Origin of the sequence: Modestobacter versicolor, from assembly GCF_014195485.1 — a bacterium.
GTDB lineage: Bacteria > Actinomycetota > Actinomycetes > Mycobacteriales > Geodermatophilaceae > Modestobacter > Modestobacter versicolor.
The window spans coordinates 1,572,631-1,587,443 of sequence record NZ_JACIBU010000001.1; the positions used below are offsets into that span (position 1 = coordinate 1,572,631).

At 76.3% G+C, this 14,813-nt stretch carries 10 protein-coding genes and 1 tRNA gene; 2 read left to right on the forward strand and 9 right to left on the reverse strand.

The annotated features are described in order from the left end of the window. Window positions 1-177 precede the first annotated feature (177 nt). Window positions 178-669, reverse strand: coding sequence for a GNAT family N-acetyltransferase (locus tag FHX36_RS07610; RefSeq protein WP_110551838.1), 492 nt, complete (start codon window positions 667-669; stop codon window positions 178-180). A 105-nt stretch (window positions 670-774) separates the two neighbouring features. On the opposite strand from FHX36_RS07610, the gene FHX36_RS07615 reads away from it, so the two are divergent. Beyond that, window positions 775-1,140 (forward strand): hypothetical protein, encoded by a 366-nt coding sequence (locus tag FHX36_RS07615; RefSeq protein WP_110551839.1) that lies wholly within the window; start codon window positions 775-777, stop codon window positions 1,138-1,140. Window positions 1,141-1,173: 33 nt separating this feature from the next. Here FHX36_RS07615 and FHX36_RS07620 read toward each other — a convergent pair whose 3' ends face one another. Then, window positions 1,174-4,938 carry an ABC transporter transmembrane domain-containing protein gene (locus FHX36_RS07620; protein WP_183513652.1) on the reverse strand — a complete coding sequence of 1,255 codons (3,765 nt, stop codon included), beginning with the start codon at window positions 4,936-4,938 and terminating at the stop codon, window positions 1,174-1,176. Between the two features lie 105 nt (window positions 4,939-5,043). Here FHX36_RS07620 and FHX36_RS23425 point away from each other — a divergent pair, with 105 nt between their 5' ends. After that, the gene (locus tag FHX36_RS23425; RefSeq protein ID WP_183513653.1) at window positions 5,044-7,002 is read left to right on the forward strand and encodes an FUSC family protein; all 1,959 of its coding nucleotides are present in this window, start codon (window positions 5,044-5,046) and stop codon (window positions 7,000-7,002) included. Between the two features lie 28 nt (window positions 7,003-7,030). Here the strand turns inward: FHX36_RS23425 and FHX36_RS07630 are convergent, their stop codons facing one another. The 7 genes from FHX36_RS07630 to FHX36_RS07660 all read right to left on the reverse strand — a co-directional run bounded on the left by FHX36_RS07630 (window position 7,031) and on the right by FHX36_RS07660 (window position 14,709). Then, window positions 7,031-9,697 (reverse strand): putative bifunctional diguanylate cyclase/phosphodiesterase, encoded by a 2,667-nt coding sequence (locus FHX36_RS07630; protein WP_110554032.1) that lies wholly within the window; start codon window positions 9,695-9,697, stop codon window positions 7,031-7,033. A 67-nt stretch (window positions 9,698-9,764) separates the two neighbouring features. Beyond that, window positions 9,765-10,160: a rhodanese-like domain-containing protein gene (locus tag FHX36_RS07635; protein WP_183513654.1), complete on the reverse strand. Its 396-nt coding sequence runs from the start codon at window positions 10,158-10,160 to the stop codon at window positions 9,765-9,767. Between the two features lie 42 nt (window positions 10,161-10,202). Beyond that, window positions 10,203-12,866: a putative bifunctional diguanylate cyclase/phosphodiesterase gene (locus tag FHX36_RS07640; RefSeq protein ID WP_183513656.1), complete on the reverse strand. Its 2,664-nt coding sequence runs from the start codon at window positions 12,864-12,866 to the stop codon at window positions 10,203-10,205. Window positions 12,867-12,945: 79 nt separating this feature from the next. Continuing rightward, a tRNA-Val gene (locus FHX36_RS07645) sits at window positions 12,946-13,017 on the reverse strand. Between the two features lie 34 nt (window positions 13,018-13,051). After that, on the reverse strand, window positions 13,052-13,519 hold the full coding sequence (locus tag FHX36_RS07650) for a peroxiredoxin (RefSeq protein ID WP_110553309.1): 468 nt from the start codon (window positions 13,517-13,519) through the stop codon (window positions 13,052-13,054). A 97-nt stretch (window positions 13,520-13,616) separates the two neighbouring features. After that, on the reverse strand, window positions 13,617-14,042 hold the full coding sequence (locus tag FHX36_RS07655; protein WP_026845370.1) for a DUF3052 domain-containing protein: 426 nt from the start codon (window positions 14,040-14,042) through the stop codon (window positions 13,617-13,619). A gap of 127 nt (window positions 14,043-14,169) precedes the next feature. Beyond that, window positions 14,170-14,709 (reverse strand): hypothetical protein, encoded by a 540-nt coding sequence (locus tag FHX36_RS07660; protein ID WP_110553310.1) that lies wholly within the window; start codon window positions 14,707-14,709, stop codon window positions 14,170-14,172. Window positions 14,710-14,813 lie beyond the last annotated feature (104 nt).

The window sequence follows — 14,813 nt, forward strand, 5'->3', positions numbered from 1 at the left end:
CCGTTCAGCTGGCTCAGGGGAGGTCGTCGTCATCGCCCGGCGTTCGCGGCCGGTGCCCCATCCGGATGGGTGGCCGGGCTGGACGTCCGCGGGGTCCGAGGTGATCTCCGAGGTCGTGCTCACCGGGTGGGGGTCGATCCGCTCATGCGGTGGGTGGTGCCCGCGCGGGCACCCCGGCTAACGGGCCGGGACCGCCCGGACCATCACCGTCCGCCGGCCGTGGCGGTCCAGACCGAGCGCCGCCTCGCGCTCGCGCAGGGCCCGCAGCCCGGCCGTGGGCTGGTCCAGCGGCCGCCAGCCGTGGCGGGCGTAGAACGGCGCGTTCCACGGCACGTCGGCGTAGGTGATGAGGGTCACCCGGTCGAGCCCCTCGTGGCGGGCGGCCTCGACCGTGGCGGCCAGCAGCGCGCTGCCCAGGCCGCGCCGGCCGGCGGCCGGGTGCACCGAGAGCTGCTCGAGGTGGACGGCGCCGTCGAGCAGCTCGAGGACGGCGAGGCCCTGCACCGGCCGACCGGTCACCAGCACCCGCCAGGCGAGCGCCCGCTCATCGGCTGGCGGCGGTGGCGGCAGGTCGGTGATGCCCAGCGGCACGAACAGCTCGTCGGCGGCCGCCTCGACCGCGGCCAGCTGGTCCAGGTCCGCGGCGTCGGCGGTGCGCACCTCGAGCACCGCTCCACCCTGCCCCGAACGCACGCACCCGGTCGAGCGACTTCCCGGACGGGCCCACCCCGGACGCGCTTGACGGCGGGGCGGACCCTCGGGACAGTTCCCGCCGTGACCACCCCCGCGGTGCGGCAGCGGACGACGACCGAGCAGGTCACCTGGCGGTCGGTGGCGGTGCTGGCCACGCTGCTCGTCGTGCCGGCAGCGGCCTACGTCGCCACGGTGCTGCGGCCGTACGAGCTCGGCGAGCCCAGCCGGCTGGTGGGGTTCGCCGTCCTGCTGGTCGGCCCGGTCGGCGCGCTGCTGGCGCTCGGCGGTGCGGTGCTGCAGGCGCTGGCGCTCTTCCGATTCGACCGGCGCACGGTGGCCCCCGGGGTCGTCGTGGCGCTGGGCGTGGTCGGGCTCGGCGCGCTCGCCGCCCTGCTGTGGCTGGCCTCCCCGGCCGGCACCGCGGTCAGCACCTGGCAGTTCGACTGAGGGAGGACCCAGCTGCAGGGAGCAGCGGGGTCCTCAGTCCATCAGCGGGTCGGCGTCCTCGTCGGCGGTGAACGCCGCCCACAGCGCCGAGTAGGCACCGCCGGCGGCCAGCAGCTCGTCGTGCGTGCCGACCTCCACCACCCGGCCGTGGTCGAGCACCGCGACCCGGTCGGCACGGGCGGCGGTGGTGAGCCGGTGCGCGACGACGAGCGTCGTCCGCCGGCGGGCCACCGCGTCGGCCGCCCGGGTGACGGCGGCCTCGGTGGCCAGGTCCAGCGAGGCGGTCGCCTCGTCGAAGAGCAGGACGTCGGGGTCGACCAGCTCGGCGCGGGCGAGCGCCAGCAGCTGCCGCTGCCCCGCCGAGAGCGCCCGGCCCCGCTCCCCCACCCGGGTGCGGTAGCCCTGCGGCAGCCCGGCCACCATCTCGTGCGCGCCGACCGCGCGGGCCGCGGCCTCGACCTCGGCGTCGCTGGCCTCGGGCCGGCCGTAGGCGATGGCGTCGCGCACCGTGCCGGCGAACAGGTAGGCCTCCTGCGGCACCACGCCCAGCCGCTGGCGGTACTGCAGCAGGTCCAGCGAGCGCAGGTCCGCGCCGTCCACGCAGACCGCTCCGCTGGTCGGGTCGTAGAACCGGGCGACCAGCTTGACCACCGTCGACTTCCCCGCGCCGGTCTCGCCCACCAACGCCAGCGTCTCCCCCGGCGCGACGGTCAGCGTGACGTCGCGCAGCGCCGGGGTGGGCGCACCGCGGTAGGAGAACGTGACGTCGGCCAGCCGCACCTCGCCACGCAGCGGGCCGACGGGCCGGGGTGAGGCGGCGGCCGGCGTCGACTCCGGCGTGCGCAGCAGGTCGCGCAGCCGGCGCAGCCCGACCGACGCCTGCTGGTAGCTGTCGAAGACCTGGGAGAGCTGCTGCACCGGGGAGAAGAACGTGTCGACGTAGAGCACGAAGGCGATCAGCACGCCGGCGGTGATGGTCTCCGACGACAGACGCGCGGCGCCGACCGCCAGCACCGCGGCCGCGGCGACCTCGGAGAGGAACTCGACGAACGGGAAGTAGGTGGCGATGTAGCGCTGCGCCCGCAGCCGGACGTCGCGGTAGCTGCGGGCGTAGCTCTGGAAGACGGCGGTGGAGTGCTCGGAGCGGTTGAACGCCTGGGTGACGCGCACCCCGGCGACGTCCTCCTGCAGGCGGGCGTTGACCGCGCTGACCCGCTCCCGCGCCTCGGTGTAGGCCGGCACCGACCGGGCGCGGAACCACACCGTGGCGACCACCAGCACCGGCAGCGTGGCCACCAGCACCAGCGCCAGCTCGACGTCGAAGAGGAACAGCGCCACCAGCACCCCGACCAGGGTGAGCACGCTGACCACCGCGGTGGTCAGCCCGGTCTGCAGGAACGCCGACAGCGCGTCGACGTCCGTCGTCATCCGGGTCATGATCCGGCCGCCGAGCTCGCGCTCGTAGTAGTCCAGGCCCAACCGCTGCAGCTGCGCGAAGGTCTTGACCCGCAGCGTGTAGAGCAGCCGCTCGCCGGTGCGCCCGGTCAGCCAGGCCGAGCCGCGGGCGACGGCGAAGTCGGCGAGGACCACGGCCAGCGCGATGCCGGCGACGGTGAGCAGCAGCGACGTCGAGCGGGCGGCGATGCCGTCGTCCACGCCCTCGCGGACCAGCGCCGGGATGGCCAGCTGGGCGGCGGTGTCCGCGGCGACCAGCACGAGCGCGGCGGCCAGCGGCCAGCGGAACGGCCGGATCAGCCGCCACAGGGTGAACCCGCGGTCGGCCGCCCGGGCCCGCTCGGCCGGGACGTCGGGCTCGTCGACGGTCGGCGGCAGCCGGTCGACCAGCGCCCGCAGGGCCGGCGTCGGGGCCGCGGCGGCCATCGCCGCACCGCGCCCGCCGATCGAGGCGCTGGCGGCGCGGGCCGGGCCGGCGTCCTCCTCGGCGTCCGGCACGGGGTCCGGCCAGGCCGCCGGGGTGGTGCCGGTGGCCGGCGGCCGGTCCTGCGGCGGCGGGGCGTCGGCGTCGGTGCCGGACAGCAGCAGCCGGTACAGCGGCGAGCGCGCCTCCAGCTCGGCGGCGGTGCCGACGTCGACCACCCGGCCGGCGTCGAGCACGGCCACCCGGTCGGCGAGCGCCAGCGTGGACCGGCGGTGCGCCACCAGCAGGGTCGTCCGGTCCCGCACCCCGTCGCGCAGCGCCTCGTGGATCCGCGCCTCGACGGCGGCGTCGACGGCGGAGGTGGCGTCGTCGAGCACCAGCACCCGGGGCTCGACGAGCAGCGCGCGGGCCAGCGCCACCCGCTGGCGCTGGCCGCCGGACAACGTCAGCCCCTGCTCGCCGACCACCGTGTCGTAGCCGTCGGGCAGCTCGCCGATGAAGCCGTCGGCCTGGGCGGCGCGGGCGGCGGCGCGCACCTCGGCGTCGGTGGCGTCCGGGCGGCCGAAGGCGATGTTGGCCCGCACGGTGTCGGAGAACAGGAAGCTGTCCTCGAAGACGACGCCCAGCGCCGCGCGCAGCTGGTGGGTGTCCAGGTCGCGGACGTCGTTCCCGCCCACCCGCACCGCCCCGGCGGAGACGTCGTAGAACCGCGGCAGCAGCCCGACGACGCTGGACTTGCCCGAGCCGGCGGTGCCGATCAGCGCGAGGGTCTCCCCCGGCTCGACCCGCAGCGACACCCCCGACAGCACCGGCCGGCCGTCGTCGTGGGCGAAGGTGACGTCGTCCAGCTCCACCGTCAGCGGCCCGTCGGGCAGCGCCCCGGTGCCCGACACCAGGGCCGGCCGGGCGTCGATGACCTCCAGCACGCGCTCGACGCCGGCGCGCGCCTGCTGGCCGATGGTGAGCACGGCGGCGAGCTGGCGCACCGGCGAGACCAGCGCGGCCAGGTAGGTGGCGAAGGCCAGGAAGGTGCCGAGGGTGATCGTGCCGCGCAGCGCCAGCCAGCCGCCGAGGGCCAGCACGCCGACCTGGCCGAGCGCCGGGATGGCCTGCAGCAGCGGGTTGTACCGGGAGGTGAACCGGACGACGCGCATCCGGGCGCCGAACAACCGCCGGGCGCCCTCGTCGATGCGGTCCAGCTCGCGGTCCTCCTGGCCGAAGCCCTTGACCACCCGGACGCCGGTGACCGCGGCCTCGACGTCGCCGGCGACCGCCCCGGCCTGCTGCTGCGCCGCCCAGTTCGCCGGGAAGAGGTCGCGGCGCGAGCGCAGGGCCAGCCACCACAGCGCGGGGCCGACGGCGAGCGCGACCACGGTGAGCAGCGGCGAGAGCCACGCCATCACGCCCAGCGAGACGACGAACAGCAGCGCGTTGCCGGTCAGGTTGGGCAGGAACGCCAGCAGCCCCTGGACCAGCGTGACGTCGCTGATCGCCCGGCTGACCGTCTGGCCGGTCTGCAGCCGGTCCTGCGCCGGACCGTCCAGCCGGGACAGCGCGGCGGCCAGGTCGTTGCGCAGGTCCATCTGGACGTCGAGCGACAGCCGCCCGGCCAGGTACCGGCGGACGAACCCGGCGGCGAACCGCAGCACCCCGGCGAGCACCAGCGCGACGATGAACGGGGTGACGTGGGCCGCCGTGCCCGAGCCGGACGCGGCGACCACCCGGTCGACGACGGCGCGGGTCAGCAGCGGCGCGACCGCGGCGATCACCGAGCCGACCAGCGCGGCGGCGAAGGCCCCGATGAGGTCGCCGCGGTGCCGCAGGCAGTAGCCGACCAGCCGCTTGAGCCAGCCGCCCTCGGGCGGGGGCGCGGGCGCCGCGCCGCGGGTGCCGGTGGTCTCGGCGACGGTGGCCGTCACGGGGTGCCCGCCGCCCCGGGCGGGACGACGAGGGGGCGCGGCACGCCGTCCAGTGTGCGACGACCTGCGCGGCCGCGCCGCTGCCGGGGTGGGAGGCTCGCGGGCGTGGTGGACCGGGGGTTGCACGCGCCGGCCTGGCTGGAGGAGCTGGTGCGCACCAGCCGCCCGCCGGTGCCGTGGCGGGACGTCGCCCGGTTCGCCCTGGTCATCCCCGCCCCGCTGGCCCTGGCGATCGCCGTCGGCGGCATGGCCGGCAGCGCGCTGGGCGCCGGGGTGTTCGCCACCATGGGCTCGCTCGCCGCCACGCTGGCCCCGCAGTCCGGGCCGCTGCGGGGGCGGATGCGCCGGGTCGCCGCGGCGTCGCTGCTCGGCGGCACCGGGCTGGTGATCGGGCACGGGCTGAGCGGCGGCGGCTGGCAGCCGGTGCTGCTGATGGCCGTGGTCTCCGCGGTCGCGGCGCTGATCAGCTCGATCAGCGGCGCCTTCTCCCTCGGCGCGCTGCAGCTGCTGGTCTACACCGCGATCTCCTCCGGGCTGGAGACGCCGCTGCCGGCGGCGGCGGAGGTCGGGTTCTTCCTGGCCGGGGCCGCCTGGGGGGCGCTGGCCGTGCTGCTGCAGTCGCGCACCGAGTCCCTCGACCCCGACCGGGCCTCGGTCGGCGCGGTCTTCGACCGGGTGGCCGACCTGCTGGAGGCGGTCGGCACCGACCGGGCCGAGGACGCCCGCCGGGCCCTGGCCCAGGCGCTCAACGAGGGCTACGACCGGGTCATCCACACCCGCAGCCGGTCGGCCGGGCGGAGCCGCGAGCTGGCCGAGCTGGCCGGGGTGCTCAACTCGGCGGCGCCGCTGGTCGAGGCCGCCGTCGCCAGCGCCCGCGGTGAGGTCGCCGTCGACTCCCGGGACATCGGCGCCGCGCGCGCCCTGGCCACCGCGGTCACCCAGCGGCGACCGGTGCTCGGGGAACGGCCGCCGGCGGTCGAGGACGGCCCCGCTCCCCGCCGGGCGGTGCGGCACGGGCTGCGGCTGGTGTGGCACGTCGTCGGCGACCCGGAGGAGCGGGCCCGGGCCGCCGTGCAGCGGGCCGAGCGCGACTGGCGGCTGCGGCTGCACGACCTGCAGGACAAGACGGTGGGCAACGCCGACTCCCGCGCCTTCGTCGTCCGGCTGACGCTGTGCATGACCATCGCCGAGGTCGCCCGCCAGCTGCTGCCGATCGAGCGGCCGTACTGGGTGCTGCTGACCGTGGCGATCGTGCTCAAGCCCGACTACGGGTCGGTGTTCACCCGGGCGGTGCAGCGCGGCGCCGGCACGCTGCTCGGCGTCCTGATCGGCTCGCTGCTGCTCACCTTCCTGGGCCGGGACGCCTGGGTGCTGCTGCCGATGGCGCTGGCGGCCGGCGCGCTCCCGTGGGCGCGCAGCGGCAACTTCGGGCTGTTCTCGGTCTTCCAGACCCCGCTGATCATCCTGCTGCTGGACCTGGCCACGCCCAGCGGCGCTGAGCTCGTCGGGGCGCGGCTGGTCGACACCCTGATCGGCTGCGGCATCGTGCTGCTCTTCGGCTACCTGCTGTGGCCGCAGACCTGGCGGGCCCCGCTGGACGACGCCCTGCGCGGGGCCGCGCTGGCGCTGGACCGGTTCATCGACGCGGCGTTCAACGAGAGCCCGGTGGAGACCCGGCGGGCGCGGCGGGCCAGCTACCGGGCGCTGACCGAGCTGCAGACCCAGCTGCAGCGCCGGCTGGCCGAACCGCCGCCGATCAGCACCCGGGCGGCGGCGTGGTGGCCGGTCATCGTGCAGCTGGAGCGGACGTCGGACGCGGTCACCGAGGCGGTCATCGCGATGCGCTCCGGCGAGCCGCAGCCCGACCCGGGCCAGGTGACCGTGGTGCGCCGGGCCGTGCGGGAGCTGGAGGAGGACCTGCGCGACCACCGCCTCCCCGACGACGCGGAGATCCACGCCGAGGGGGTGCTGGCCCCGGTCGCCCGGGAGGTCGACGCGGCCCGCCGGCTGGTGCGGGAGACCACCCCCGGACGCCGGGTCGGCGTCCGCGGCGCCGACGACTGAGCAGTCCCGGACCGCCGACGGCCCGGGCTCAGCCCGTCGTCGACCGCACGCGGGCCAGCAGCGCGCCCGCGTCGGCGGCCGTCAGCGGCCGGTGCAGCAGGTAGCCCTGGGCGTGGTCGCAGCCGTCGGCCAGCAGCCGCACCAGCTGGGCCGGCTCCTCGACGCCCTCGGCCACCACGGTCAGCCCGAAGGTGTGCGCGGCGCGGATGATCAGCGCGACCAGCTCCTCGTGCCCCGGCTCGGCGGAGCCGATGAAGCTGCGGTCGATCTTCAGGGTGTCCACCGGCATGTGCCGCAGCTGGCCGATCGAGGTGTAGCCGGTGCCGAAGTCGTCGATGGCCACGGACGTGCCCAGGGCGCGCAGCGCGGCCAGGTTGTCGAGCGCCGCGGGGGCGTCGACCAGCACCGTCTCGGTCACCTCCAGCACGAGCAGCGCGGGCGGCAGCCCCGAGGCGGCGAGGACGTCGGCGACGTCCTGCACGACGCTGCGGTCGGCCAGGTGCCGGCCGGAGATGTTGACCGCCATCGTCGGCTCCGGGGTGTCGGGCGCAGCCGGGTGGACCCGGCGCCACTCCGCCAGCTGCCGGGTCGCCTCGTGCAGCACCCAGCGGTCCAGGTCGCAGATCAGCGAGGAGGCCTCGGCGACCGGGATGAAGTCGTCCGGCGCGACCCAGCCGTGGCCCGGGCGCTGCCACCGGATCAGCGCCTCGTAGCCGCTGACCCGGTCGTCGGCGACGTCCACGACCGGCTGGTAGTGCAGCTCCATCTCGCCGTTGGTCAGGCCCGCGGCGATGGCGGCCTCCAGCTCGGCGCGCTCGGCCAGCTGGGCGCGCAGCACGTCGTCGAAGACCTCGGCGCGGCTGCGGCCCTGCCGCTTGGCGCGGTAGGTGGCGGTGTCCGCCTCGGCGAACAGCACGTCCGCGTCGGCGATCCCGTCCCGGCTGACGGCGACGCCCACGCTGACGCCGATCCGCACGGTGTGGCCGCCGGCGCCGATCGGCTCGCTGATCGAGGTGATGAGCCGCTCGGCCAGCTCCAGCAGGTCGCCCTCGTGCGCCACCGGCTCGACCAGGACGACGAACTCGTCGCCGCCCAGCCGGCACACGACGTCACCGGCGCGGACCACGTCCCGCAGCCGGGTCGCGACCACCCGCAGCACCTCGTCACCGACGGCGTGGCCGTGGTTGTCGTTGACCGCCTTGAAGCCGTCCAGGTCGAGGTACAGCAGCCCGGTCATCGAGCCCGACCGCTGCCCCCTCGACAGCGCCGCCGCGGTCAGCCGCAGCGCCTGGCCCCGGTTGGGCAGCTCGGTCAGCTGGTCGTGGGTGGCCTGGTGGGCCAGCGCCGACTGCAGCTCCTCGCGCTGGCGCACCGACCGGACGATCTGCCGGACCGAGGCGTGCACGACCTCGCCCAGCGGGCCGGGCAGCGGCTCGTCCAGCAGCGCGTTCGACAGGTCCCCGCGGGCGACCGCCCGGGCCTGGTCCTGGATCCGCCGGAGGCTGGCCACCGCCGAGCCGAGGGCGGCGGAGACGGTGCGCACCTCCCACGGGCCGTCGACCTGGACGTCGACCAAGGAGCCCCGGCTGACCTGCTCGGCCTGCCCGGCCAGCAGGCCCAGCGAGCGGGAGACGGTGCGGCCGAGCAGGAACGCCCCGGCCACCGACAGCAGCAGCAGCCCGGCCCCCACGGCCAGCGCGGTGACCCGGCTGGCGTCGGCGGCCCGGCGGTCGGCCGCGGCCAGCGCCTGGGCGTCGTGGACGGCGACGTCCAGCACGTCGGCGAGCAGCGTGCTGCGGGCGACGTGGGCGCGGACCAGCGACAGCACCTGGTCGACCGTCATGGCCGCGCTGGTGACGCCGTCGGCGTAGGCGGCCAGGACGTCGTCCACGGCGGTGAAGGTGGTGGAGTCGCGGCCGTCCGCCCAGGCCACCCGCAGGTCGCTCTGGGACAGCTCCTCCATCTGGCGGTACGCGCTGGTGTAGTCGACCCAGGCGTTCTCCCAGGACAGCGCCGCGTAGCCCTCGGGGTTGCCCCCGGAGAGCTGCTCGCTGAGGAAGAGCGGCACGACCTGCCCGGCGCGCTGGGTCAGCGCCGCGACCAGCTCGACGTCGCGGGTGGCCTGCGCCGTGGCGAGCGGGGCCTCCTCCGCGTTGGCGGCGGCCGCGGCCGCGCGCTCGGCGTTCATCAGGCCCTTGGTGACGTCGAGGTAGGCGACGTAGACGTCGACGACGTCGAGCCCGGCCGCCTCGACCTCGGCGCGCACGGCCTCGAGGTGGTCGGCTGCCCGGTCCGCGGCCGCGGCGCCGACCTGTCCCACCGGCAGGAGCGCGAGGGCGCGGTCGGTGGTCCGTTGCGCCCGGTCGAAGGTGATCTGGTCCTGCTGCCGCTCGGCGGCGGCCACGACCTCGGTGCGCCCGGTCGACGTCGTGCCGGCCGAGGCGTCCATGACCGCCAGCGACAGCGCGGGGACGACCTCCTCTTCCACGCTGCTGCGGACGGCGTCCAGCAGCGCGACGGCGTGCACGGCGGCCTCGGCGCGGGCGGCGCTGGCCGCCTCGACCGTCCGCTGGCGGGCGATGCCCCAGGTCAGGGCGCCGACGCCGAGCAGCGGGACGAGGACGAGCGCGGTCAGGTACGCCCACAGCGGCGCCCGGCGCCTGCTGCGGACGCGAGCCGCACCGGTCGACGTCATAGCAGCGGCATCGACCGCCCGGACCGGGACGTTGAGGCCGGCACCCCCTTCGGGTGAGCCCCGCCGGCTACTCCCGCACGTCGGCGGGGCCGTCGGACATGGGCATCCCGGCTGCCCGCCAGGCCTGGACGCCGCCGGCCAGGTCGGTGGCGCGGTGCAGCCCGACGGCACGCAGCGAGGCGGCGGCCAGGCTGGAGCTGTAGCCGTGCCGGCACACCACGACCACCTCGAGGTCCGGCCCGGTCGCCTCCGGGATGCGCCAGGGGCTGGTCGGGTCCAGCCGCCACTCGAGCACCGTCCGGTCGATCACCAGCGCGCCCGGGAACTCCCCCTGCACCCGCCGGTGCTGCTCGGTCCGGGTGTCGACCACCAGCGCCCCGCGGGCGGCCGCGGCCACCAGCTCGGCCAGGGTCAGCCGGTGCACGCCGACGCGGCTGGCGGCCAGCACGTCCTCGATGCCCACGGCGGCAGCGTGCCCGACGCCGGGCGCGGCGAGAGCAGCGGGTCAGCCGGCGACCGGTGCCCCGTCCAGCAGGGCGCCGGCGTCGGCGGCCGAGAGCGGCCGGTGCAGCAGGTAGCCCTGCGCCCGGTCGCACCCGTCGGCCAGCAGCCGTGCCAGCTGGGCCGGCTCCTCCACGCCCTCGGCGACCACCGTCAGGCCGAAGGTGTGCGCCACCCGGATCATGAGCGCGACGAGCTCCTCGTGCCCCGGCTCGGCGGAGCCGATGAAGCTCCGGTCGATCTTCAGCGTGTCCACCGGCATGTGCCGCAGCTGGCCGATCGAGGTGTAGCCCGTGCCGAAGTCGTCGATGGCCACGGTGGTGCCCATCCCGCGCAGCGCGGCCAGGTTGTCGATGGCCGAGGGGTCGTCGACCAGCACGGTCTCCGTCACCTCGAGCACCAGCAGCCGGGCGGGCAGGCCCGAGGCGGCGAGCGCGTCGGCGACGTCCTGCACGACCTGCCGGTCGGCCAGGTGCCGCCCGGAGATGTTCACCGCGACGGTCGGCTCGGGGGCACCCGGGTCGACCGGACGGGTCCGGCGCCACTCCGCCAGCTGCCGGGTCGCCTCCAGCAGCACCCAGCGGTCCAGCTCGCAGATCAGCCGGGAGCCCTCGGCCACCGGGATGAACGAGTCCGGTGGCACCAGGCCGTGCCCGGGGCGCTGCCACCGGATCAGCGCCTCGTACCCGGTGAGTCGGCCGGAGGAGACGTCGACGACCGGCTGGTACGCCAGCTCCATCTCCCCGTGGGTCAGCCCGTGGGCGATCGCGTCCTCCAGCTCCGCGCGGGTGGCCAGCTGGGCACGCAGCGCCTCGTCGAAGACCTCGGCGCGACCCCGCCCCTGCCGCTTGGCGCGGTAGGTCGCGGCGTCGGCCTCGGCGAAGAGGACGTCGGCGACGGTGGACGCGTCCCGGCTCACCGCGATCCCGACGCTGGCGCCGATCCGCACGACGTGGCCGCCGGCCGTGATCGGCTCCCGCGCGGCCGCGATCAGCCGCTCGGCCAGGTCCAGCAGGTCGCCCTCGGCCTCGACCGGCTCGACCAGGACGACGAACTCGTCCCCGCCCAGCCGGCAGACGACGTCCCCGGCGCGCACGGTGTCCCGCAGCCGGCCGGCGACCTCGCGCAGGACGGCGTCGCCGCACGCGTGCCCGTGGGTGTCGTTGACGCCCTTGAAGCCGTCGAGGTCGACGAACAGCAGCCCGGTCATCGACCCCGACCGCTGCCCGCGGAACAGCGCCGAGGCGGTGAGCTGCAGTGCCTGGGCCCGGTTGGGCAGCTCGGTCAGCGGGTCGTGCGCCGCCTGGTGGGCCAGTGCCGACTGGAGCTCCTCTCGCTGCCGCACGGAGCTGACGATCTGCCGCACCGAGGCGTGCACGACCTCGCCCAGCGGGCCGGGCAGCGGCTCGTCCAGCAGCGCGTTCGAGAGGTCGCCGCGGGCGACCGCCCGGGCCTGGTCCTGGATCCGCCGCAGGCTGGCCACCGCCGAGCCCAGCGCGGTGGAGACGGTCCGCACCTCCCGCGGGCCGCCGACCTCCACCTCCACCAGCTCGCCGCGGCTGACCTGGCCGGCCTGGTCGGCGAGCAGCCCGAGCGACCGGGAGACCGTGCGCCCCAGGTACAGGGCGCCCAGCGCGGCGGCCAGCAGCACACCGAGGCCGAGCAGCAGGGTCGCGGTGCGGCGCTCGGTGGCGTGCTCGCGGTCCGCGGCGGCCGAGGACTGCGCGCGACCGGCCGCGTCGTCCACCAGGCCGGTGTACAGCGCGTCCCGGGCGGCGCTCTGGAACATCAGCGGCACCATCTCGGGCACCGAGAGGACCGGCAGCTCGGCGTCGGTCGGGGTGAGCACCGCGTCCAGGCTGGCCACCACCGAGGAGTCGCGCGCCGACGCCCACTGCCGGCGCAGCGCCGGTTGGGACAGGTCGTCCATCTGGTCCAGCGCATCGGTGTAGGCCAGCCAGCCGGTCTCCCGGGCCAGCCGGGACCCGATCATCGAGTCGCCTCCGCCGTCGCCCAGCAGGGCACCGAGGAACAGCGGCATCTGCCGGCTGGCCGTGGTGGCCAGCTCGGCGACCAGGCCGACGTCCTGGATGGCGCGGAGGGTGGAGGCGGACACGCCCTCGGCGCTCGCCGCGGAGGCAGCACCGCGCTGGGCGTGCATGAGCTCGGTGGAGACCCCGAGGTACTGCAGGTAGATGGCCTCGAGCTCGAGGGTGAGGTCGTCGGCGCTGCGGCGGACCTCCGCCACCCGGTCGGCCGCCGCGACCGCCGCGTCGGCGCCGTAGCTGCTCCGCCCGGCGCTGACCAGCGCCTCGTCGGTCACCCCCCGCGCGATCGCCTGGGTCGCCTCGGCCTGCTGCCGCTGCGCGTCGAGCACGCTCGCCGGCAGGCCGAGGGCGGAGGCGACGGCGGGGTCCTCGATGACGGCGAGGGCCAGGGTCGGCAGGATCTCCTGCTCGACGCCGCTGCGGGCGGTGTCCAGCTCCGCGAGGGCGCGGACGGCCGCCTCGGCCCGTGCCGCGCTGGCCGCTTCGGCCACCCGGGACCGGGTCACCACCACGGTGAGGACCACGACACCGACCAGCGGCACCAGCACCAGAGCGGTCAGGTAGGTCCACAACGGCGTGCCCCGGCTGCGTCGCCGGCCACGCTCCCCCGTCCATCGCATGGAGCGGGCATCGGCACGGCCGCCCGCTGCACCAAGCGGATCCGGGCCGGACGGGTCTCGAAAGGGTGAGGTGCGGAGGTGGGCGCGGAGGGTCTCGAACCCCCGACCACTCGCTTGTAAGGCGAGCGCTCTACCGCTGAGCTACGCGCCCGCGGATGCGACCGGCTGACCGGCCGCCTCCTTCATCAGGCGGCCGCGGAGAGCTCCGCGACCGCGTCCTTCCAGCCCGACTGCGCCCGCGCGTCGCCCGGGCCGTTGATCTCGGCGAAGGTGATCGTGCCCTCGGCGTCGACCAGGAAGGTGCCGCGCAGCGCCATGCCGGCCTTGTCGTTGAAGACGCCGTAGGCCTGGGCGGTGGCGCCGTGCGGCCAGAAGTCCGACAGCAGCGGGAAGCCGAAGCCCTCCTTCTCGCGGAAGGCCTTCAGCGCGAACGTCGGGTCGGTGGAGATCGCCACGACCCGCACGCCGGCGTCGGTGTAGGTGGCCAGCTCGTCGCGCAGCTGGCACAGCTCACCGGTGCAGGTGCCGGAGAACGCGAAGGGGTAGAAGACGACGAGCACGGGGGCACCCCGCAGCTCGGCGAGGGAGACGACCTGCTTGTCCTGGTCGGGCAGGCTGAACTCAGGGGCGGTGTCACCGACGGAGAGGCTCATGCGCCCGATCGTGCCCCACGAGGTGACGGGCTGGAACGGCCACCCCTCAGGGGCCCGCGCCGAGCTCGCGAGGCGTGGGGGGAGGGGTGGTCCTTCTTCAGCGACGGGAGCGGGCGGCCTTCGGGGTGACCAGCCGGATGCCGGACCAGTCCTTGGCCGCGGAGATGCTCGACGTCTGCTGCAGCCCGGCGGTGGGGGCGGCCTCGGTGACGTCACCGGGCTCGACGTGGCCGGGGCGCCCGGACTTGGGCACCAGCAGCCAGACGACGCCGTCCTCGGCCAGCGAGGCGATGGAGTCGACGAGCGCGTCGATCAGGTCGCCGTCCTCCTCCCGCCACCACAGCAGGACGACGTCGGCCACCTCGTCGGAGTCCTCGTCGACCATCTCACCGCCGGACAGCTCCACGACGGAGTCGCGCAGGTCCTCGTCGGCGTCCTCGTCCCAGCCGAGCTCTTGCACGACCATGCCCGGCTTGATCCCCAGCCGGGCAGCCATGCTGGTGCTGCCCGAGTCGACGCTCATCCCTGCTCGTCCTCCATGTAGCTCAGTCAACCGAATCTGCCGCGCGAGTGCACGGCCACGTGCCGCACGTGTCCTGGTGCGGACCGACAGTGTGCTGGTTGGACCGGCTCCTGCGATACCCGGCCTCTCAGTCCGGGCACGCGGCCTCCAGCGCGTCGGACGCCGGGACCAGCCCGGCGTCGGTGCCGCGGCCCCCGGCCCGGAGGTCGGCCGACATCGCCGTGGCGGCGGCCAGCAGCGCCTCGGCGGCGTCCCGCACGGCGCCCGGCGGCGCGGCGGAGACCAGCGGCCGGCCCTCGGCGACCGCGGCGTCGTACTCCGCGGCGACCTGCTCGGCCGACTGGGCCGGCTGCTGGCCGGCCTCGGTCGCCGCCCACCAGTCCAGCCAGGCGGCGTTGGCCGTGATGAGCCCGAAGCCCAGGCCGGCGCAGACCTCCGCCTCGCTGACGACCGGCGGCGCGGGCGCCGACGAGGTGGGGGCGGCCGACGAGGTGCGGGCGGCCGACGGTGACGGTGACGGGGAGGGCGACCGCGAGGACGACGACGAGGAGGACGAGCTGGTCGGCCCGGTGTCCGCGGCGCTGGCCTCGCCGGGCACCGTGCTCGAGCACGCTCCCAGCGTCAGCACGACCGCGGCCGCCGCGAGCAGCCGAGCGGTCGCGCCCATGCCCCACCCCCGGCCCGGTGGCCCGCCCCCGGGGCCCGTCGGCGCGGAGCGTAGGGCATCCGGGAGCCCTCGCACGAGGGCCCGACGAGGTCCGCGGCGGGGTC

Coding starts and splice junctions, on each gene's coding strand:
- FHX36_RS07655 (WP_026845370.1), bottom strand. CDS start 14,042: ATGAGCGTCGACTCGGGCAGCACCAGCATGGCTGCCCGGCTGGGGATC.
- FHX36_RS07660 (WP_110553310.1), bottom strand. CDS start 14,709: ATGGGCGCGACCGCTCGGCTGCTCGCGGCGGCCGCGGTCGTGCTGACG.
- FHX36_RS07650 (WP_110553309.1), bottom strand. CDS start 13,519: ATGAGCCTCTCCGTCGGTGACACCGCCCCTGAGTTCAGCCTGCCCGAC.
- FHX36_RS07640 (WP_183513656.1), bottom strand. CDS start 12,866: ATGCGATGGACGGGGGAGCGTGGCCGGCGACGCAGCCGGGGCACGCCG.
- FHX36_RS07630 (WP_110554032.1), bottom strand. CDS start 9,697: ATGACGTCGACCGGTGCGGCTCGCGTCCGCAGCAGGCGCCGGGCGCCG.